Here is an 18,151-nt window from a genome sequence, read left to right as displayed (position 1 = left end):
AATCATTCAAATTGTAAACTATTTTTCAAAAATACGATATTAAAAGAATTGGATTTTGCGCCTTCAAAGTATTGATCCAAAAAACGCATAAAAAATTTTTTGAAAAAATGATCCGTTTTCCGTGCTGGCCCGTTAGGTAAAGTGAAGAGCAAAAAACATGAAATGAAAGAGGCGGAAAAACAATGAAAATCAAAAAGCAGGCAAAAAAGCTTTTAGCCCCGGCGATCGGGCTGACTTTACTGGCACCAGGTGCCGCATCCGCATCCGCAAATGCGGATGCGGCTCCATCCGTTGAAACACCGGCAGTAGAGCTTCGTTCATCACTAGACCACTTATTATCAGAGCATTATGTACTTGCGATTACAGTCATGACAAAAGCCTACGACGGAGCTGATGACGCAGCGGCTGCCCAAAAAGCACTTGAGCAAAATGCAGCTGACATGGAACCTGCCATCGCTTCTCTTTACGGGAAAGAAGGGGCCGCCGAGTTTGAGCGCATTTTCAGCGGGCATAATGAAGATACAGCCAAAGTGGCACAAGCAGCAAAAACAAAAGATGCTGAAGCACGTGCGGCAGCCGAAAAGGATATTGACCAATTTGTCCAGGAGTTTTCTGCTTTCCTGGCAACTGCTACGGGCGGAAAGCTGCCATCCACAACGTCTGAAGAAGTGATCCGCGTTCATGAAAACCAGGTGCTGTCTGTTTTTGATCACTATACAGCGGGCGATTATGAAGCAGCCAACGTAGAATTTCGAGAAGGCTACAAACATATGTATGATGTCAGCAAAGCGCTATCAACTGCGATTGTTACACAAATGCCGGACAAGTTTGATCATACAAAAGCGGATACGCCTGCAGCGGACCTGCGCTCTACACTAAACAGCCTGGCAGCAGAACACTTTGCGCTCGCGGCAACGGGCATGCAAAAAGGGTTTGATAGGAAGCCAGATTACGATTTTGTCAGCTGGGCAGAAGATGCCAATACAGCAGATTTTAAAGCAGCCATCTCCTCCATGTATGGAGAAGAAGGGGCCGCCCAATTTGAAAAAGTATGGCAGACCAATCATATTAATGCTCAAGCGGAGTTGGTTATCGCAACATTAGAAGGCGATGATGAAGCAGTCAACACTGCAAAAGGAAAACTTCATACATTTGCTAATGATTTCGGCACTTTTTTAGAAACAGCGACCGGCAAAAAGCTGCCGGCCCAGGATGCGGCAGCGGCAGTAAAAGAACATGAAGGCCTTCTGCAGCAGACGTTTGAGGAATATACGGCGAGTAATTATAATGCGTCTTATGCTTCTTTTCGTGAAGGCTATGCGTATATGTTTGGCATTGGACAAGTGCTTGGCAAAGCAATCGTTACACAAATGCCAGATCGATTTACTGAAGCAGCTGTGCCGGATGAAATGCCAAAAACAGGTCTTGGCGGAACAGAAAGCAGCGGAATGATGGCAGCGCTGTGGGCTGTGATGGGCACGGGTTTTGGCTTTGCTGCGGCTGTTATGCTTCGCCGTAAAGCCGTTCATAAGTAAGGAGAGAAGGGAGGATATTTCATCTCTTCTCTCAGGCTGTTGACAAACGCCCGCTTTCGGCGTCACTTGCTGGCTGTGAATGCTCATGACTCCAAAAAGGTCACTCTGCTTCCCAGCCAGTGGCGTTCCTGGAAAGTCAGACGTTTTCAATCAGCCTGCTTTCTAATTTTGGCTGCACTCTGAAAAAAGAGAGGATTTCATCTCTTCTCTTTTTGGAAAAAGGAAGGGTGATTCAATATGAAATCCATTTTATTATTAGGAGCTGCGAGCTTAATCTGTTTTCTTTTGTTCGGCTATACGAGCAGCTATATCTCTCATCCTTCTGTTCAAAGTAAGGAGCAGAAGCAAACGTCGGCCGATGCTGCAGAAGAGCCGCCGGAATTCACGCTTCTTGATGAAGAAGTGCAGAAGCTGATGGCAGAATCGAAAAAAACAGCCGCAAACAGTATTGTGCCAGCCAGTGTAGAAATGCCGGCCATTGGAGTGAACGCAGTCATTGAACCCGTTGGTATTTTAGAAAATGGGCAGATGGGGGTCCCAAAGGAAGTCAATAACGTCGGCTGGTTTGAACCTGGTATTAAACCGGGGAATGTCGGCAATGCCGTTTTAGCAGGTCATGTTGACAGTCAAACCGGTCCGGCCGTTTTTTTCGATCTTAAAAAGCTCGAAAAAGGCGATGAAGTAATTGTCAAAAATGCTGAAGGAAAACAGCTGACATTTGTAGTGCAGTCGAAACGGAGCTATGAGCGAAATTCAGCGCCAATCAACGAGGTTTTTGGCTCCTCGGACGAAAAGAAATTAAATTTAATTACGTGTACCGGCCGGTTCGACCGATCAGAAGGTACTCATGAAGAACGGCTTGTCGTATATACAAAGTTAAAAGAAGACCCGGTTCAAAAGCCATTCGCACCAACTAACGTTGAAGTACATGGTACCTTTGTTTCCTGGCACGCTGTACGGGAAAAAACGGTTGTCGGCTATCGTATTTACCGCGAAGAAAACGGCCAGTTCAAACATGTGGCAAGTATATCGGCTTTTGAACGAAAGAGTTATAGCGATCCAGAAGCTCAAAACCACCGGTATTATGTAACATCAGTGGATAAATACAATCAGGAATCCAAACCATCCGAGATAACGCCAAAGCCATAAGGGCGTGTTAAAAGAATTAAAAAAGGTAAAGCGTACTAGACGCTTTACCTTTTTTGATAAGCAGACGCTGTTTCTGCTCATATATTGACCAGCCCGTCATCTGTCATCATTGCATCATGATGCTCCATTAAAGACTCTTTCATCGATAATGTTAACCGGTCGGCGTTGTATGCGCAGATAGATAGCAGCTTCATAGAAGTGACCACATTATTGGCGCTCTTTTCAAAAGATATTATTTTAGAAGTAATTTCCTGTTCGTCATTCCATTCTATATGAGCCCAAGTGAAAATAGGAAGATTGAGTTCAACGTAAGGCTGCATTAATTTAGAAAAATACGAAACAATCGATGGGGTATCAAATGCACCCCGGGAATAATAGTAATAATCATAGTTATTGACAGAAAGTACTTTTTTGAGCTGTTCTTTTGTTAAAGTACGAGCTATTCTCTTCCGAAGCAACGCCATTATTTTTTCATTTTCAATTAAAAGCACGCAGCCACCGCGCTCAATGCCTGAAACGATAAAAGAAGCTGCATTTTCTATATATTTTTGTTGGTTTTCAGAGAAGTAAAAAATATGTCCTTCCATTTTTGGCTGCTCTACTATTGGATTAGCGCTGTTTTTTGTCACCTTCAGGCCCTCACTTAATATATATTTTTGTGCCTGTAACATATAAAAACATAAGAAAAATTGTGTTTCTTGGCGGCCCTTTCTATCTTTTTTCCTTCCATTAAAAAAATGCTGATTTTTAGTACAGTTATTCCAATAAATATACCATGGTTATAGCGATGCGTATAGGCGAATATCCCGTTTTGAGGAGCAGGCAGAAGAACAGTTTGCATAAAGAGGCGGCTTAATGAAAAAAGAGAAAACGATGGACAAAATATAAGCGTCCCTGTTAATGAAAGGGACGCTTAATATCGTGATGCAAAAGTGTCTGAATAAAGAGACAACTTAGCGCAAAAAATGAGCAAAAGCGAGGGACTTAATGAAAATGCTAAATCAAGTGTTATGTATAGGAGGATAGGCAGCCGGTATATGGGGAAGCCCGGTGCTTGAGAGAATAATACTTGTTTTTCACTTGCTGCGTGCCGGCTGCTCAAGTTCCCGCTTCGCTTTGATAAACGCAACAAACTGGCGGATTTCTTCTTCCGAAAGAGCCTGGCCATCCACCGACAGCATACAATTTTCCAGATTGTTTAAGTCTATGGTTTTTTCATCCTGGCGGTTCGGCGGGTCTGCATGAGTGCCGGGTTTGTCTACTCTGCCTAAAATATAGTCTACGGATGTATGAAACAAGTCAGCCATAGCTGTAATGGCTTCAAGTGAAGGCCGGCGATAGCCTGATTCATAACCCGCATATGTACTTTTAGCCATGCCAAGTTGATCGGATACATACTGCAGCGACCAGTTTCTGTCTTTTCGCAGGGCCATTAACCTGTTTAAATTCATTATCACCGCTCCTTTGTCTTTCCGTTTATTATATCACGTTCATCAAACAAAAAGTACGCGAACTGAGAACTTTTTTGTCTTGATTTCTTCGATATTAGCTCATATAATACAAATGTGTACGCGTAACGAGAACATTTTCGAAAAGAATACGCTTACAAAAAAGAAACTTTTATTTACTTAATGAACATGAAAAGTGTATGAAGGGCGTGAATTGTATTGAAACGACTATTATTGCTTACAACGGGCGGAACTATTGCTTCATCGGAAGGGAAAAACGGCTTAGAACCGGGAATGAATTCAGAAGATTTTTTAAACCACGTGCCGGGAATGGAGATTCCGTATGAGCTCCATACGAAAGAGCTGTTGAATATAGACAGCACAAATATGCAGCCGGAAAATTGGATACAGATCGCCGAGGCTGTGAATGAAGCATACGATCAGTACGATGGCTTTGTGATTACGCATGGAACAGATACTATGGCGTATACATCCGCTGCGCTGTCTTATATGCTCCAAGACTCTGCCAAGCCGATCGTACTGACAGGGTCTCAAATCCCGATTGCTTTCGAAAAAACAGACGCGAAGCGCAACATTAGAGATGCCATTCGCTTTGCCTGCGAGGAAATCGGCGGAGTGTACGTTGTGTTTGACGGCCGTGTAATTCAAGGAACACGTGCGATCAAACTGCGGACCAAAAGCTACGATTCATTTGAAAGCATCAACTTTCCTTATATTGCCTCTGTTTCGCAGGAAGGCGTGGAATATAACCAGAATCCTAAGCCAACACTAGAACGGACATTAACATTAGATACGTCTCTTTGTACGGAAGTAGGTCTTATTAAATTATATCCGGGCATTGAGCCCAGCCTTTTTGATGCGCTGAAAGGCCTTTATAAAGGGGTTATCATAGAAGGATATGGAAGTGGCGGTGTACCGTTCCAGGGGCGAAATATTTTAGAAAAGGTCAATGAGCTGGCCCATCAAGGAACAGCGGTTGTCATTACGACGCAGTGTCTTGAAGAAGGAGAAGACATTGATGTATATGAAGTCGGCCGGAATATTGATCAAAGTGTTGTGATTCGGGCAGGAAATATGAATACTGAGGCGCTTGTACCAAAATTGATGTGGACGCTTGGTAAAACAAACGATATTAAGCAAGTGAAAAAGTGGATGGAAACACCGATTGCTAACGATTTAATGGTTTAAAATCAAATATGAAAGCGGGAACTAGCGTGGAAAAAGAAAATGCGTATCGTATAGAAAGGGATTTTCTCGGTGAAAAAGCACTGCCAGCCAATGTATATTATGGCATTCAAACATTGCGGGCGGTTGAGAATTTTCCAATCACCGGTTATAAAATTCATGAGGAAATGATTCGGGCACTAACGATGATTAAAAAAGCAGCCGCAGCTGCGAATATGGATGCAGGGCGCCTGCAAAAAGAAAAAGGTGCTGCGATTATCGAAGCGGCCGAAGAAATTCTTGCCGGCCAATGGCATGACTATTTTATCGTCGATCCAATTCAAGGCGGCGCAGGTACGTCCATGAATATGAATACGAACGAAGTCATCGCCAACCGGGCTCTAGAAATTATGGGTCATCCTAAAGGAGCCTATCATGAGTTAAGCCCAAATAGTCATGTAAATATGTCACAGTCAACAAATGATGTATTTCCAACAGCTATTCATATCTCAACTTTGAATTTATTGGAAAAGCTCCTTGTGACAATGGAGCGGATGCTGACTGCTTTCCACAGTAAAGCAGAACAGTTCGACCATGTAATTAAAATGGGACGCACGCACCTCCAGGATGCTGTGCCAATCCGTCTCGGGCAGGAATTTGAAGCGTACAGCCGTGTTATTGGACGCGATATTAAGCGGATTGCCCAGGCCCGTCAGCACCTTTATGAAGTGAATATGGGAGCAACCGCTGTCGGCACCGGCTTAAATGCAGACCCTTGCTATATTGAAAATGTAGTCAAGCACCTGGCAGAGATCAGCGGTCTTCCTCTTGTGAGTGCTGAACATCTGGTGGATGCAACACAAAATACAGATGCGTACACAGAAGTATCGGCGGCTTTAAAAGTATGCATGATGAATATGTCCAAAATCGCAAATGATTTGCGGATTATGGCTTCTGGCCCGCGTGCTGGGCTGGGTGAAATCACGCTGCCGGCCCGTCAGCCAGGCTCATCCATCATGCCAGGTAAAGTAAATCCGGTTATGGCCGAGCTGATTAATCAGATTGCTTTCCAAGTAATCGGAAATGACCACACCATTTGTCTTGCTTCAGAAGCAGGTCAGCTTGAGCTAAATGTTATGGAGCCGGTGCTTGTTTTCAATCTCCTGCAGTCCATCAGCATTATGAACAATGGATTCCAAAGCTTTACAAGCTACTGTGTAGAGGGAATTGAAGCGAATGAACAACACTTAAGAGAATATGTCGAGCAAAGTGTAGGAGTCATTACCGCCATCAACCCTCATCTGGGCTATGAAACAACGTCTCAGATCGCAAGAGAAGCTGTACTGAGCGGGAAATCCGTACGTGAGCTTTGTCTCCAAAAAGGACTGCTTACAGAACGAGAGCTGGATCTTATTTTAAATCCGTACGAAATGACAAAACCAGGTATTGCCGGAAGTGAATTGATCGCACAAAAGTAAGTAAAAGTGCATACAAGCCGGTAAAAGGGGACAGGAGAACAAGATGAAGACAATTAGACTGCCATTTATGTGGGAAATCATTGTAACACTTGGATTGTTTCTAGCCATTGTTTTTTCTTTTACAGCACTATATGATCTGCCGATTCAATTAGCTTTATTTATTTCATGGTTTTTAGTGATGATACTTGGCACGAGGCTGGGACATCGCTACCAGGACTTGCAGGGAGCGATTACAAAAGGAATTTCCAACGGACTCGAAGCTATTTTGATTTTAATCGCGGTAGGTGCGCTGATCGGTACGTGGATTGCCGGCGGAGTCGTTCCTACACTGATCTACTATGGTCTCGAAATGATTCACCCAAGCATCTTTTTGCTGGCAACGCTTCTGATTTGTTCAGTCACGTCGTTAGCGACCGGAACATCATGGGGAACGGTAGGAACAGCTGGTATTGCGATGATGGCCATTGGTGAAGGGCTTGGCATGCCGCTTCCGCTTGTAGCCGGTGCAGTGCTTTCCGGTGCGTATTTTGGGGACAAGCTTTCGCCGCTGTCAGACAGCACGATTTTGGCTGCCTCTATGTCAAAAGTAGAGGTCATGGCCCATGTGCGTGCCATGCTGTATCTGGATATACCGGCTTACTTGATTACCGCTGCTCTTTTTACAGGGGCTGGATTTATCTACAGCGGCAAAAATACAGACCTTGAAAAAGTCGAGTTTTTAAAAAATGCGCTTCTTCAAGAATTTGATATCCATATCTGGATGCTCGCACCGGCTTTGTTCGTTATTTTAATGCTTGCCCTTAAAAAGCCGTCTTTACCTACTATTGCAGCAGGATCGCTCCTGGGGGCAGTCTGGGCTTCCGTTTTCCAGGGCATGTCTTTTATAGATGCGGTGGCGACAGCGTACAGCGGCTTTAGTATCAGCACAGGCATTGAATTTACCGATCAGCTGTTAAACCGCGGCGGCATTGAAGGAATGCTCAGCTCTGTCGCTGTGATCATTTTAGGTCTTGGATTTGGCGGACTGCTTGAGCATTTGGGAATCTTGAAAGTCATCGTTTCTTCTTTTGAACGCTTTCTAACATCGGCGGGTAATGTAACACTTTCCACGCTGATAGTAGCGTTCCTGGCAAATATCTTCGGATGTGCCATGTATGTATCGCTTATTTTAACGCCAAAAATCATGGCGGACAGCTACGATAAGCTGCATATTGACCGAAGAGTACTCGCGCGGAATTCTGAAGTAGGCGGAACGTTAACCTCTGGAATGGTGCCATGGTCAGACAACGGTATTTTCATGGCTGGCATACTAGGTGTGTCAACATTCGCTTATGTACCGTTTATGTGGCTGAGCTTTGTATCCATCCTGCTGGCTATTATTTACGGTTATACAGGTAAATACATTTGGTATGTAAAAAATCCAAAAGCGAAGGTACAGCCGATCGACCAAAGTTCTTCAATGTCGTAAATAGAGAAGAAGAAGTAAGGAAAGAATATATCATATGGCTTGCAGTCTGATTTTGTTTTGTCCAAAGTCAGGCTGCTTCGTCGTGTAAAAACCAATTTAAAAAATTTTAATTGAAACCACTCATAAAGGAAGCAAATGTTCTTAATAATTGGAGGTAATTGTACGCATGGCATATAACAAATTAATTCGCACACTGATGATTGAAATTCCGTCTGTTCCGGGCAGCCTTGGAAAAGTGGCTACGGCAATCGGTTTAAATGGCGGGGACATCGGGGAAGTAGAAACGATTAAAGTAGGCCCGGCTTACACGCATCGGGACATCACGGTACAGATTGAACAGGAAGAGCAGCTGAAAGAAATTATCGAAAGCATCAACGAACTAGAAGGGTTCCGCGTGCAGGCGGTATCGGATGAGGTGCTTCGTGCCCATGAAGGCGGCAAAGTACAGATGAAAAGCCGGGTGCCGATTCAGACACTCGCAGACTTGAGCCGTGTATACACACCAGGGGTAGCGGATGTGTGCAAAGTGATTCAGGCAGAGCCGGAAAAAGCGAAAATCTATACAAACATCGGCAACAGTGTGGCGGTTGTCACAGACGGAACGGCCATTTTAGGATTGGGTGATATCGGCCCGGTTGCCGGCATGCCAGTCATGGAAGGGAAAGCGGCGCTGTTTGATCAATTAGTGGATATTAACGCGATTCCGATCCTGCTGGATACGAAAAACCCGGATGAAATTGTGGAGACGGTTAAGCATATCGCACCCGGCTTCAGCGGTATCCTGCTGGAAGATATCGGATCACCGCACTGCTTTGAAGTAGAAGAGCGGCTGAAAGCAGAGCTTGATATCCCGGTTATGCACGATGACCAGCACGGCACAGCGGTTGTGACACTGGCAGCTGTTATCTCTGCCTGCAAAAGTGCCGGCGTAGACTTGAAAGAAGCCACAGTCGGCCAGATCGGGCTCGGTGCAGCCGGTCTTGCGATCTGCCGCATGCTGATGGCGTACGGTGTAAAATCGGTGTACGGGGCAGACCTGTCAGAAGAAGCGAAACAGCGGCTCGAGCAGTACGGCGGCACACCGGTTAACAACCTTGGCGGACTTATGAGCCAGTGCGATATTGTCATTGCGACAACAGGCGTGCAGGGACTGATTAAAAAAGAATGGGTGCAGCAGGGGCAGATTATTCTGGCACTTTCAAACCCGAATCCGGAAATTGCGCCGACAGAAGCGCTTGAAGCCGGAGCGGCTTACGCGGCAGACGGACGCTCTGTCAACAACGTACTAGGGTTCCCTGGTATTTTCAGAGGCGTATTGAATGCAAAAGCAAATGATGTCACGCACCCGATGCTTGTAGCAGCGGCAGAAGCCATCGCATCCTGCACAAAGCCAGGTGATCTTGTTCCGCATCCATTAGACCGGACTGTTCATGAGCGGGTGGCAGCTGCAGTAGAGCAGGTTAGTTTAAATTCTTTAAAAGTACACAGTTAACTCCTCTATTTTAAATGTGCAAACTAAGAAGCCATAAATGATTTACGGCGATCAAAATATAAGTTTTTTACATGGGAAATCCCTGCTGTAACAGCAGGGATTTTTATTATGTTATCTCATTTTAAAGGCTGTTAACGTATGTTGAAGCTCTCCGGCTAACAGGGATAAGGAAAGAGCAGAAGAAGAAATTTCTTCAGCTCGAAGCATCGACTTCGGCTGCTTTATCGGAAACATTGGAAATCGAGGCTTCAATGTGACCGAATGATGTGTTGACACTGTCGGTATACGTCAACCCGGTTAAGACTTTTTCTGTACTTGTGTGAATTGAATGTTTTGCTTTTTCAATATCCTGCTGGATACTTCTGATCATGTGCGCAATTTGTGAAGAAGAGTCTTTGGAGTCGTTAGCCAGCTTTCGGAATTCTTCTGCCACCAACCGTAAAACCTTTTCCCTGCTCTCCAGCCCGGGCTTTTAGCTTTTGAATAAGGAATATGTTTTTGAAGAAAATAAGCTTAAAGAAAGGAGGGGGCTGTCATGACAAAAGAAAAGCAGCAAGTAACGCCTGTTCGTAATTTTAATATGAATGATTATCATAAAAATGACGAAACAGCAAAAGGGCTGGCTACGACCCATGAACAAGTGAGTGACCTGTACAAAGAGGGAGAAGTAGCGCCGTCAAAATATGAAGAAACACTGCCGAGAAATTCTTCAAACAAAACAGAATAACCTGGATCTGACAAAAAGGCAGCTATTCTTGGCTGCCTTTTTCTCATCATAAAATATCTGCCTGGACACATACTGTTATCTTCTTTTGGCCTGAGCTAAATACAAGGATACCAGCGCATATTATGGCAAATGATGAGGCAATAATAAGAAGAAAATGAAGACAATGAAGACAATGAAGACAAAAGGCAGGTTCTTCTATTGGAACAATACGATGCAGTAATTATTGGAGCGGGACTGGCAGGGCTGACGTGCGGTTTAGAATTAGCGGAAAAAGGACAAAAGGTGCTTTTATTAGAAGCGGAACCTGTTGTAGGTGGGCGGACTTCTTCTTATATAGATAATGGGATGAAAGTGGAATCTGGGTTTCACCGCTATATCGGCTTTTATTCTGAAATGCCTAAAATGTTACGAAAAGCGGGCATTCAATTAAATGAGATTTTCACGTGGGAAGAAAAAGTAGAAATACGGGTGAGAAAAAAAGAAAAGCTGATTACCTTAGGCGCTGCACCACTGTTTGGTCCTAAAAAAACAATCATGGGCATTCTAGGAAATAATGAATTGCTTCCGCTGAGAGACAAGCTCTCCCTGGTTTCCTTTTTTCTGAGCGGATTAAAAGACCTTATTACAAATCCTAAGAAGCTGGATGCCTGTAATATCCGGGACTATGCAAGAAAGCACAAGGTCAGTGAAGATGCCTTTCACAACGTTATTATACCCTTTAGTACGGGCCTTTATTTCTTACCGCCTGAGCGGTATTCCGCTTATGTCTTTTTTGGACTGCTTGCTCCAGCCATTAAACGCTTTTATAAAATGCGCATAGGCGCTTTTTTAGGCGGTATGACAGACGTAATGTGCCAGCCGATGGCGGAAGCAATTGAAAAAAAGGCGGTATTGTCAAAACAGATAATAAAGTCTGTAAGCTGCACATGGACGGGCAAAATAACATAACAGGTGTTGAGATGGAAGGTGGGAGAATCTTTTATGGCAAAAAAGTAGTCGTAGCCACAACCCTTAATTCTGCCAAACAGCTGCTGAAGCCTTTGTTTAAAGATCACCCATGGTTTCAGCCAATGTTCGAGCTGCCGATGATGTCCGCAGCAACACTGCAAATGGAATTAATAAAGCCTGCTCTCCCAAAAGATATTACAACGTTTGGTCCGCGGACTTCTCTCATCAGCTTCGCCGAACAATCCCGCTCTACATTTCGTCATGTACCGGGAAGGTTATCGATTATTATGTCAAACCCTGAACGTTTTTTAGAAATGACTCCAGAAGAAACATTACAGGTGGTTATAAAAGATGCGAAATTGTTAGGCATGGACTTTGAAGAGGATATTATCGACTATCGCCAGATTAATCATTATGATGACTTTCATTCTCTTGAGCCGGGCTATCACTGGATGCGGCCTGAACAGGTTACACCGGTTGATGGATTATTGCTTGCCGGAGATTACACCATGCAGCCGTATTTTGCCACAATGGAAGGAGCCGTCGTGTCAGGACAAAAAGCAGCACGGGCCATTTTGTCATCTGAAAAACGCTGAAGGTCCCTTTTATCTGAAGTAAAAAATAAAGATAAGAGAAGAGGTGGATATGTGGAGATATTAAAATATATAGCACTGCCCATTTACCTTATATTATTAGGTTATATTCTCACAAGACTTTCCGGCAAAAAAGCGGTTTCACAAATGCATAGTTACGATCTTGTTTTTGTGACGGTTCTCGGTTCAGCTATATCAGAACCAATTGCCCAAGACAGCGCCTGGAAAGCTACCTGGTACTCACTTGCGGTTGTTTTGTTTTATCTTTTACTGTCCAGGCTCATTCTTATTAACAAGTTTAAATCTACGCTGACCGCTACACCTACTGTATTAATACGCGGGGGAGATATCGATAAAGACGGGCTAAAAAGCGTAAAAATGACCATTGAGGAATTGCTTGGAGAGCTTCGGATTAAGGGATTTGTAAACCCCGCAGACATTGATATTGCTCTAATGGAAGAAACGGGAAAGGTGAGCGTTATTCCTAAAGTAAATAATCGCAATAAACAATCAAGTGATCCAGAGTTCACTCCAAAACCTGCTTTCGTTTCGATTCCAGTCATTATAGATGGTGAAATCCTCCATCATAATTTAAAGTTTGTGAATAGGGATGAGAATTGGCTTTTTGATCAACTTCAGCACTGGGGGATTCGCAAACAGGATATAAAGCATGTCACGCTGGCTGTTTTTACGCAGGACGGGAGTTTGCAGGTGGATAACGATGATACTCACGATCATGAAAAAGGGATTAACAATTACAAGCCCGGAAATGAAAATTAAAAAGCCGCAGCTTTTTTTGCGTCCTGAGGGAAGAAGGTAGACATACAATCAAAAAATATAAATTTATTTTTAAAAACTTCTTGTGCTGATGAAAAATAAGTGTTATATTATTATTCGTCGCTAAGATAGAAAGAATCGATGCAAATGAATAATAGAGAAACATTGCTTCCTTTGACAGGATGCAGTGAAAATCAGTTGACTTTGCAGACGTAGTAATTGTGTTTTAAATAAGCGACATAATGTCTTGTGTTAAAATTCACAAAAAAACATATTGACTTAGAGAACAGCAGATGTTATGATTATCTAACTGTCGCAGAGATAGTAAAACGAATTGAACATTGAAAACTGAACAAAATCAATAAAAACGTCAACGTTTTAAATTTTTATCTCCCATTAAAAACACCCCGTGTTTTAATGGGAACAAATGAGCAAGTCAAACTTTTTTGGAGAGTTTGATCCTGGCTCAGGACGAACGCTGGCGGCGTGCCTAATACATGCAAGTCGAGCGGACTTGACAGAGCTTGCTCTGTTCAAGTTAGCGGCGGACGGGTGAGTAACACGTGGGTAACCTGCCTGTAAGATTGGGATAACTCCGGGAAACCGGGGCTAATACCGAATAACATTAAGAACCGCATGGTTCTTGATTGAAAGGCGGCTTCGGCTGTCACTTACAGATGGACCCGCGGCGCATTAGCTAGTTGGTGAGGTAACGGCTCACCAAGGCGACGATGCGTAGCCGACCTGAGAGGGTGATCGGCCACACTGGGACTGAGACACGGCCCAGACTCCTACGGGAGGCAGCAGTAGGGAATCTTCCGCAATGGACGAAAGTCTGACGGAGCAACGCCGCGTGAGTGAAGAAGGTTTTCGGATCGTAAAACTCTGTTGTCAGGGAAGAACAAGTACGGGAGTAACTGCCCGTACCTTGACGGTACCTGGCCAGAAAGCCACGGCTAACTACGTGCCAGCAGCCGCGGTAATACGTAGGTGGCAAGCGTTGTCCGGAATTATTGGGCGTAAAGCGCGCGCAGGCGGCCTTTTAAGTCTGATGTGAAAGCCCACGGCTCAACCGTGGAGGGTCATTGGAAACTGGAAGGCTTGAGTGCAGAAGAGAAGAGCGGAATTCCACGTGTAGCGGTGAAATGCGTAGAGATGTGGAGGAACACCAGTGGCGAAGGCGGCTCTTTGGTCTGTAACTGACGCTGAGGCGCGAAAGCGTGGGGAGCGAACAGGATTAGATACCCTGGTAGTCCACGCCGTAAACGATGAGTGCTAAGTGTTGGGGGGTTTCCGCCCCTCAGTGCTGCAGCTAACGCATTAAGCACTCCGCCTGGGGAGTACGGCCGCAAGGCTGAAACTCAAAGGAATTGACGGGGGCCCGCACAAGCGGTGGAGCATGTGGTTTAATTCGAAGCAACGCGAAGAACCTTACCAGGTCTTGACATCCCGCTGACCTCCCTGGAGACAGGGCTTTCCCTTCGGGGACAGCGGTGACAGGTGGTGCATGGTTGTCGTCAGCTCGTGTCGTGAGATGTTGGGTTAAGTCCCGCAACGAGCGCAACCCTTGATCTTAGTTGCCAGCATTTAGTTGGGCACTCTAAGGTGACTGCCGGTGACAAACCGGAGGAAGGTGGGGATGACGTCAAATCATCATGCCCCTTATGACCTGGGCTACACACGTGCTACAATGGATGGTACAAAGGGCTGCAAGACCGCGAGGTTTAGCCAATCCCATAAAACCATTCTCAGTTCGGATTGCAGGCTGCAACTCGCCTGCATGAAGCTGGAATCGCTAGTAATCGCGGATCAGCATGCCGCGGTGAATACGTTCCCGGGCCTTGTACACACCGCCCGTCACACCACGAGAGTTTGCAACACCCGAAGTCGGTGGGGTAACCCTTACGGGAGCCAGCCGCCGAAGGTGGGGCAGATGATTGGGGTGAAGTCGTAACAAGGTAGCCGTATCGGAAGGTGCGGCTGGATCACCTCCTTTCTAAGGATATTTACGGAAACAGGAACTCCGTTCCTGGCACGTTGACGTTTGATTTTGTTCAGTTTTGAAGGTTCAATCCTTCTAGAGCCTGCATGATGCAGCTCGAAACTGAAACTGTTCTTTGAAAACTGGATAGAAGCAACACATTGTATGACCAAAGCAAAAAACCGAGTAAGATACACCGCCATTTTAGGTTAAGTTAGAAAGGGCGCACGGTGGATGCCTTGGCACTAGGAGCCGAAGAAGGACGGGACTAACACCGATATGCTCCGGGGAGCTGTAAGTAAGCTTTGATCCGGAGATTTCCGAATGGGGAAACCCGCCATCCGTAATGGGATGGCACACCTGCCTGAATACATAGGGCAGGAGGAGGCATACCCGGGGAACTGAAACATCTAAGTACCCGGAGGAAGAGAAAGCAAACGCGATTCCCTGAGTAGCGGCGAGCGAAACGGGACATAGCCCAAACCAAGAAGCTTGCTTCTTGGGGTTGTAGGACACTCTATACGGAGTTACAAAGGAAGAGGATAGGTGAAGCGATCTGGAAAGGTCCGCGGTACAAGGTAACAGCCCTGTAGCCGAAATTCTCTTCTCTCTTGAGTGTATCCTGAGTACGGCGGAACACGAGGAATTCCGTCGGAATCCGGGAGGACCATCTCCCAAGGCTAAATACTCCCTAGTGACCGATAGTGAACCAGTACCGTGAGGGAAAGGTGAAAAGCACCCCGGAAGGGGAGTGAAAGAGATCCTGAAACCGTGTGCCTACAAGTAGTTAGAGCCCTTTAACGGGTGATAGCGTGCCTTTTGTAGAATGAACCGGCGAGTTACGATTTCATGCAAGGTTAAGCTGATAAGGCGGAGCCGCAGCGAAAGCGAGTCTGAATAGGGCGCATGAGTATGAGGTCGTAGACCCGAAACCAGGTGATCTACCCATGTCCAGGATGAAGGTGAGGTAACACTCACTGGAGGTCCGAACCCACGCACGTTGAAAAGTGCGGGGATGAGGTGTGGGTAGCGGTGAAATTCCAATCGAACCTGGAGATAGCTGGTTCTCTCCGAAATAGCTTTAGGGCTAGCCTCAAACGAAGAGTACTGGAGGTAGAGCACTGTTTGGACTAGGGGCCCATCCCGGGTTACCGAATTCAGACAAACTCCGAATGCCAGATACTTATGTTTGGGAGTCAGACTGCGAGTGATAAGATCCGTAGTCAAGAGGGAAACAGCCCAGACCACCAGCTAAGGTCCCAAAGTATACGTTAAGTGGAAAAGGATGTGGAGTTGCCCAGACAACCAGGATGTTGGCTTAGAAGCAGCCACCATTTAAAGAGTGCGTAATAGCTCACTGGTCGAGTGACTCTGCGCCGAAAATGTACCGGGGCTAAACGTATCACCGAAGCTGTGGATTGACACCTTTCGGTGTCAGTGGTAGGAGAGCGTTCCAGGGGCTGTGAAGCCAGACCGGAAGGACTGGTGGAGCGCCTGGAAGTGAGAATGCCGGTATGAGTAGCGAAAGAAGGGTGAGAATCCCTTCCACCGAATGCCTAAGGTTTCCTGAGGAAGGCTCGTCCTCTCAGGGTTAGTCGGGACCTAAGCCGAGGCCGAAAGGCGTAGGCGATGGATAACAGGTTGATATTCCTGTACCACCAAGCATCGTTTGAGTGATGGGGGGACGCAGGAGGATAGGAGATCACGCAGCTGGATACGCGTGTTTAAGCAGTCAGGCTGGAAATGAGGCAAATCCCGTTTCCATTAAGGCTGAGCTGTGATGACGAGGGAATTTTAGTACCGAAGTCTTCGATTCCACACTGCCAAGAAAAGCCTCTAGCGAGATGTAAGGTGCCCGTACCGCAAACCGACACAGGTAGGCGAGGAGAGAATCCTAAGGTGAGCGAGTGAACTCTCGTTAAGGAACTCGGCAAAATGACCCCGTAACTTCGGGAGAAGGGGTGCTCTGGTAGGGTGCAAGCCCGAGAGAGCCGCAGTGAATAGGCCCAGGCGACTGTTTAGCAAAAACACAGGTCTCTGCAAAGCCGCAAGGCGACGTATAGGGGCTGACGCCTGCCCGGTGCTGGAAGGTTAAGAGGAGGGCTTAGCGCAAGCGAAGGTCTGAATTGAAGCCCCAGTAAACGGCGGCCGTAACTATAACGGTCCTAAGGTAGCGAAATTCCTTGTCGGGTAAGTTCCGACCCGCACGAAAGGCGCAACGATCTGGGCACTGTCTCAACGAGAGACTCGGTGAAATTATAGTACCTGTGAAGATGCAGGTTACCCGCGACAGGACGGAAAGACCCCGTGGAGCTTTACTGCAGCCTGATATTGAATTTTGGCACAGTCTGCACAGGATAGGCAGGAGCCTTGGAAGCCGGAGCGCCAGCTTCGGTGGAGGCGCTGGTGGGATACTGCCCTGACTGTGTTGAAATTCTAACCCGCACCCGTAATCCGGGTGGGAGACAGTGTCAGGCGGGCAGTTTGACTGGGGCGGTCGCCTCCTAAAATGTAACGGAGGCGCCCAAAGGTTCCCTCAGAATGGTTGGAAATCATTCGCAGAGTGTAAAGGCACAAGGGAGCTTGACTGCGAGACCTACAAGTCGAGCAGGGACGAAAGTCGGGCTTAGTGATCCGGTGGTTCCGCATGGAAGGGCCATCGCTCAACGGATAAAAGCTACCCCGGGGATAACAGGCTTATCTCCCCCAAGAGTCCACATCGACGGGGAGGTTTGGCACCTCGATGTCGGCTCATCGCATCCTGGGGCTGTAGTCGGTCCCAAGGGTTGGGCTGTTCGCCCATTAAAGCGGTACGCGAGCTGGGTTCAGAACGTCGTGAGACAGTTCGGTCCCTATCCGTCGCGGGCGCAGGAAATTTGAGAGGAGCTGTCCTTAGTACGAGAGGACCGGGATGGACACACCGCTGGTGTACCAGTTGTCTCGCCAGAGGCATCGCTGGGTAGCTATGTGTGGACGGGATAAGTGCTGAAAGCATCTAAGCATGAAGCCCCCCTCAAGATGAGATTTCCCATTACGCAAGTAAGTAAGATCCCTTGAAGATGACGAGGTAGATAGGTTCGAGGTGGAAGTGCGGCGACGCATGGAGCTGACGAATACTAATCGATCGAGGACTTAATCAATGTACACTTGGCGTGTAACCGAAAGGTTTTTGCCCATACAATAACGCTTCTATCCAGTTTTGAAAGAACACTTCTTTCAAACTTCATAGTCAGGTGGCAATAGCGAAGAGGTCACACCCGTTCCCATCCCGAACACGGCCGTTAAGCTCTTCAGCGCCGATGGTAGTTGGGGGTTTCCCCCTGTGAGAGCAGGACGCCGCCTGGCACGCTAAGACAACTTGAGAAATCAG

13 protein-coding genes and 3 rRNA genes are annotated in these 18,151 nt (G+C 46.3%); 13 read left to right on the top strand and 3 right to left on the bottom strand.

The window, feature by feature from the left end; translation table 11 throughout:
• The first annotated feature begins 182 nt into the window (after nt 1-182).
• Complete coding sequence (locus tag RRU94_RS00080; protein WP_315691252.1) at nt 183-1,535, top strand: copper amine oxidase; 1,353 nt, start codon at nt 183-185, stop codon at nt 1,533-1,535.
• A gap of 237 nt (nt 1,536-1,772) precedes the next feature.
• Nucleotides 1,773-2,684 (top strand): class F sortase, encoded by a 912-nt coding sequence (locus RRU94_RS00075; RefSeq protein WP_315691251.1) that lies wholly within the window; start codon nt 1,773-1,775, stop codon nt 2,682-2,684.
• A 77-nt stretch (nt 2,685-2,761) separates the two neighbouring features.
• Here the strand turns inward: RRU94_RS00075 and RRU94_RS00070 are convergent, their stop codons facing one another.
• Nucleotides 2,762-3,313 carry an MEDS domain-containing protein gene (locus RRU94_RS00070; protein WP_315691250.1) on the bottom strand — a complete coding sequence of 184 codons (552 nt, stop codon included), beginning with the start codon at nt 3,311-3,313 and terminating at the stop codon, nt 2,762-2,764.
• Between the two features lie 447 nt (nt 3,314-3,760).
• Complete coding sequence (locus RRU94_RS00065; RefSeq protein ID WP_315691249.1) at nt 3,761-4,135, bottom strand: helix-turn-helix domain-containing protein; 375 nt, start codon at nt 4,133-4,135, stop codon at nt 3,761-3,763.
• Between the two features lie 216 nt (nt 4,136-4,351).
• On the opposite strand from RRU94_RS00065, the gene RRU94_RS00060 reads away from it, so the two are divergent.
• The 4 genes from RRU94_RS00060 (at nt 4,352) to RRU94_RS00045 (ending at nt 9,755) form a co-directional block, all read left to right on the top strand.
• On the top strand, nt 4,352-5,341 hold the full coding sequence (locus RRU94_RS00060) for an asparaginase (protein ID WP_315691248.1): 990 nt from the start codon (nt 4,352-4,354) through the stop codon (nt 5,339-5,341).
• A 26-nt stretch (nt 5,342-5,367) separates the two neighbouring features.
• Entirely contained in the window at nt 5,368-6,795 is a 1,428-nt protein-coding gene (gene aspA / locus RRU94_RS00055; RefSeq protein WP_410492942.1) for an aspartate ammonia-lyase, read from the top strand.
• A gap of 43 nt (nt 6,796-6,838) precedes the next feature.
• Nucleotides 6,839-8,263: a Na+/H+ antiporter NhaC gene (nhaC, locus tag RRU94_RS00050; RefSeq protein ID WP_315691246.1), complete on the top strand. Its 1,425-nt coding sequence runs from the start codon at nt 6,839-6,841 to the stop codon at nt 8,261-8,263.
• 166 nt (nt 8,264-8,429) lie between these two features.
• The gene (locus tag RRU94_RS00045; protein WP_315691245.1) at nt 8,430-9,755 is read left to right on the top strand and encodes an NAD-dependent malic enzyme; all 1,326 of its coding nucleotides are present in this window, start codon (nt 8,430-8,432) and stop codon (nt 9,753-9,755) included.
• Nucleotides 9,756-9,948: 193 nt separating this feature from the next.
• Here RRU94_RS00045 and RRU94_RS00040 read toward each other — a convergent pair whose 3' ends face one another.
• Nucleotides 9,949-10,188, bottom strand: coding sequence for a methyl-accepting chemotaxis protein (locus tag RRU94_RS00040; protein WP_315691244.1), 240 nt, complete (start codon nt 10,186-10,188; stop codon nt 9,949-9,951).
• Between the two features lie 102 nt (nt 10,189-10,290).
• Between RRU94_RS00040 and RRU94_RS00035 the strand changes: the two genes are divergently transcribed.
• The 7 genes from RRU94_RS00035 to rrf all read left to right on the top strand — a co-directional run bounded on the left by RRU94_RS00035 (nt 10,291) and on the right by rrf (nt 18,126).
• A complete protein-coding gene (locus RRU94_RS00035) occupies nt 10,291-10,482 on the top strand; it encodes a YozQ family protein (protein WP_242237961.1) in 192 nt (63 codons plus the stop codon).
• Between the two features lie 198 nt (nt 10,483-10,680).
• Nucleotides 10,681-11,430, top strand: coding sequence for an FAD-dependent oxidoreductase (locus tag RRU94_RS00030; RefSeq protein WP_315691243.1), 750 nt, complete (start codon nt 10,681-10,683; stop codon nt 11,428-11,430).
• A complete protein-coding gene (locus RRU94_RS00025; protein ID WP_315691242.1) occupies nt 11,409-12,026 on the top strand; it encodes an FAD-dependent oxidoreductase in 618 nt (205 codons plus the stop codon). Before RRU94_RS00030 ends, RRU94_RS00025 begins: the two co-directional genes overlap by 22 nt.
• A 51-nt stretch (nt 12,027-12,077) precedes the next feature.
• Entirely contained in the window at nt 12,078-12,803 is a 726-nt protein-coding gene (locus RRU94_RS00020; protein WP_315691241.1) for a DUF421 domain-containing protein, read from the top strand.
• Nucleotides 12,804-13,243: 440 nt separating this feature from the next.
• Nucleotides 13,244-14,796: ribosomal RNA gene (locus RRU94_RS00015) — 16S ribosomal RNA — on the top strand.
• A 192-nt stretch (nt 14,797-14,988) separates the two neighbouring features.
• Nucleotides 14,989-17,921: ribosomal RNA gene (locus RRU94_RS00010) — 23S ribosomal RNA — on the top strand.
• 89 nt (nt 17,922-18,010) lie between these two features.
• Nucleotides 18,011-18,126, top strand: a 5S ribosomal RNA gene (rrf, locus tag RRU94_RS00005).
• Together the 16S, 23S and 5S rRNA genes form the textbook arrangement of a ribosomal RNA operon.
• Nucleotides 18,127-18,151: the final 25 nt, after the last annotated feature.

Source organism: Domibacillus sp. DTU_2020_1001157_1_SI_ALB_TIR_016, assembly GCF_032341995.1.
Lineage (GTDB): Bacteria > Bacillota > Bacilli > Bacillales > Domibacillaceae > Domibacillus > Domibacillus indicus_A.
This window is presented reverse-complemented; position numbering and strand designations above follow the sequence as displayed.

What these genes read in the sequence shown, in the direction of transcription:
- RRU94_RS00025 (WP_315691242.1), top strand. Translation starts at nt 11,409, where the DNA reads ATGGACGGGCAAAATAACATAACAGGTGTTGAGATGGAAGGTGGGAGA.
- RRU94_RS00065 (WP_315691249.1), bottom strand. Translation starts at nt 4,135, where the DNA reads ATGAATTTAAACAGGTTAATGGCCCTGCGAAAAGACAGAAACTGGTCG.
- RRU94_RS00080 (WP_315691252.1), top strand. Translation starts at nt 183, where the DNA reads ATGAAAATCAAAAAGCAGGCAAAAAAGCTTTTAGCCCCGGCGATCGGG.
- RRU94_RS00075 (WP_315691251.1), top strand. Translation starts at nt 1,773, where the DNA reads ATGAAATCCATTTTATTATTAGGAGCTGCGAGCTTAATCTGTTTTCTT.
- RRU94_RS00035 (WP_242237961.1), top strand. Translation starts at nt 10,291, where the DNA reads ATGACAAAAGAAAAGCAGCAAGTAACGCCTGTTCGTAATTTTAATATG.
- nhaC (WP_315691246.1), top strand. Translation starts at nt 6,839, where the DNA reads ATGAAGACAATTAGACTGCCATTTATGTGGGAAATCATTGTAACACTT.
- RRU94_RS00045 (WP_315691245.1), top strand. Translation starts at nt 8,430, where the DNA reads ATGGCATATAACAAATTAATTCGCACACTGATGATTGAAATTCCGTCT.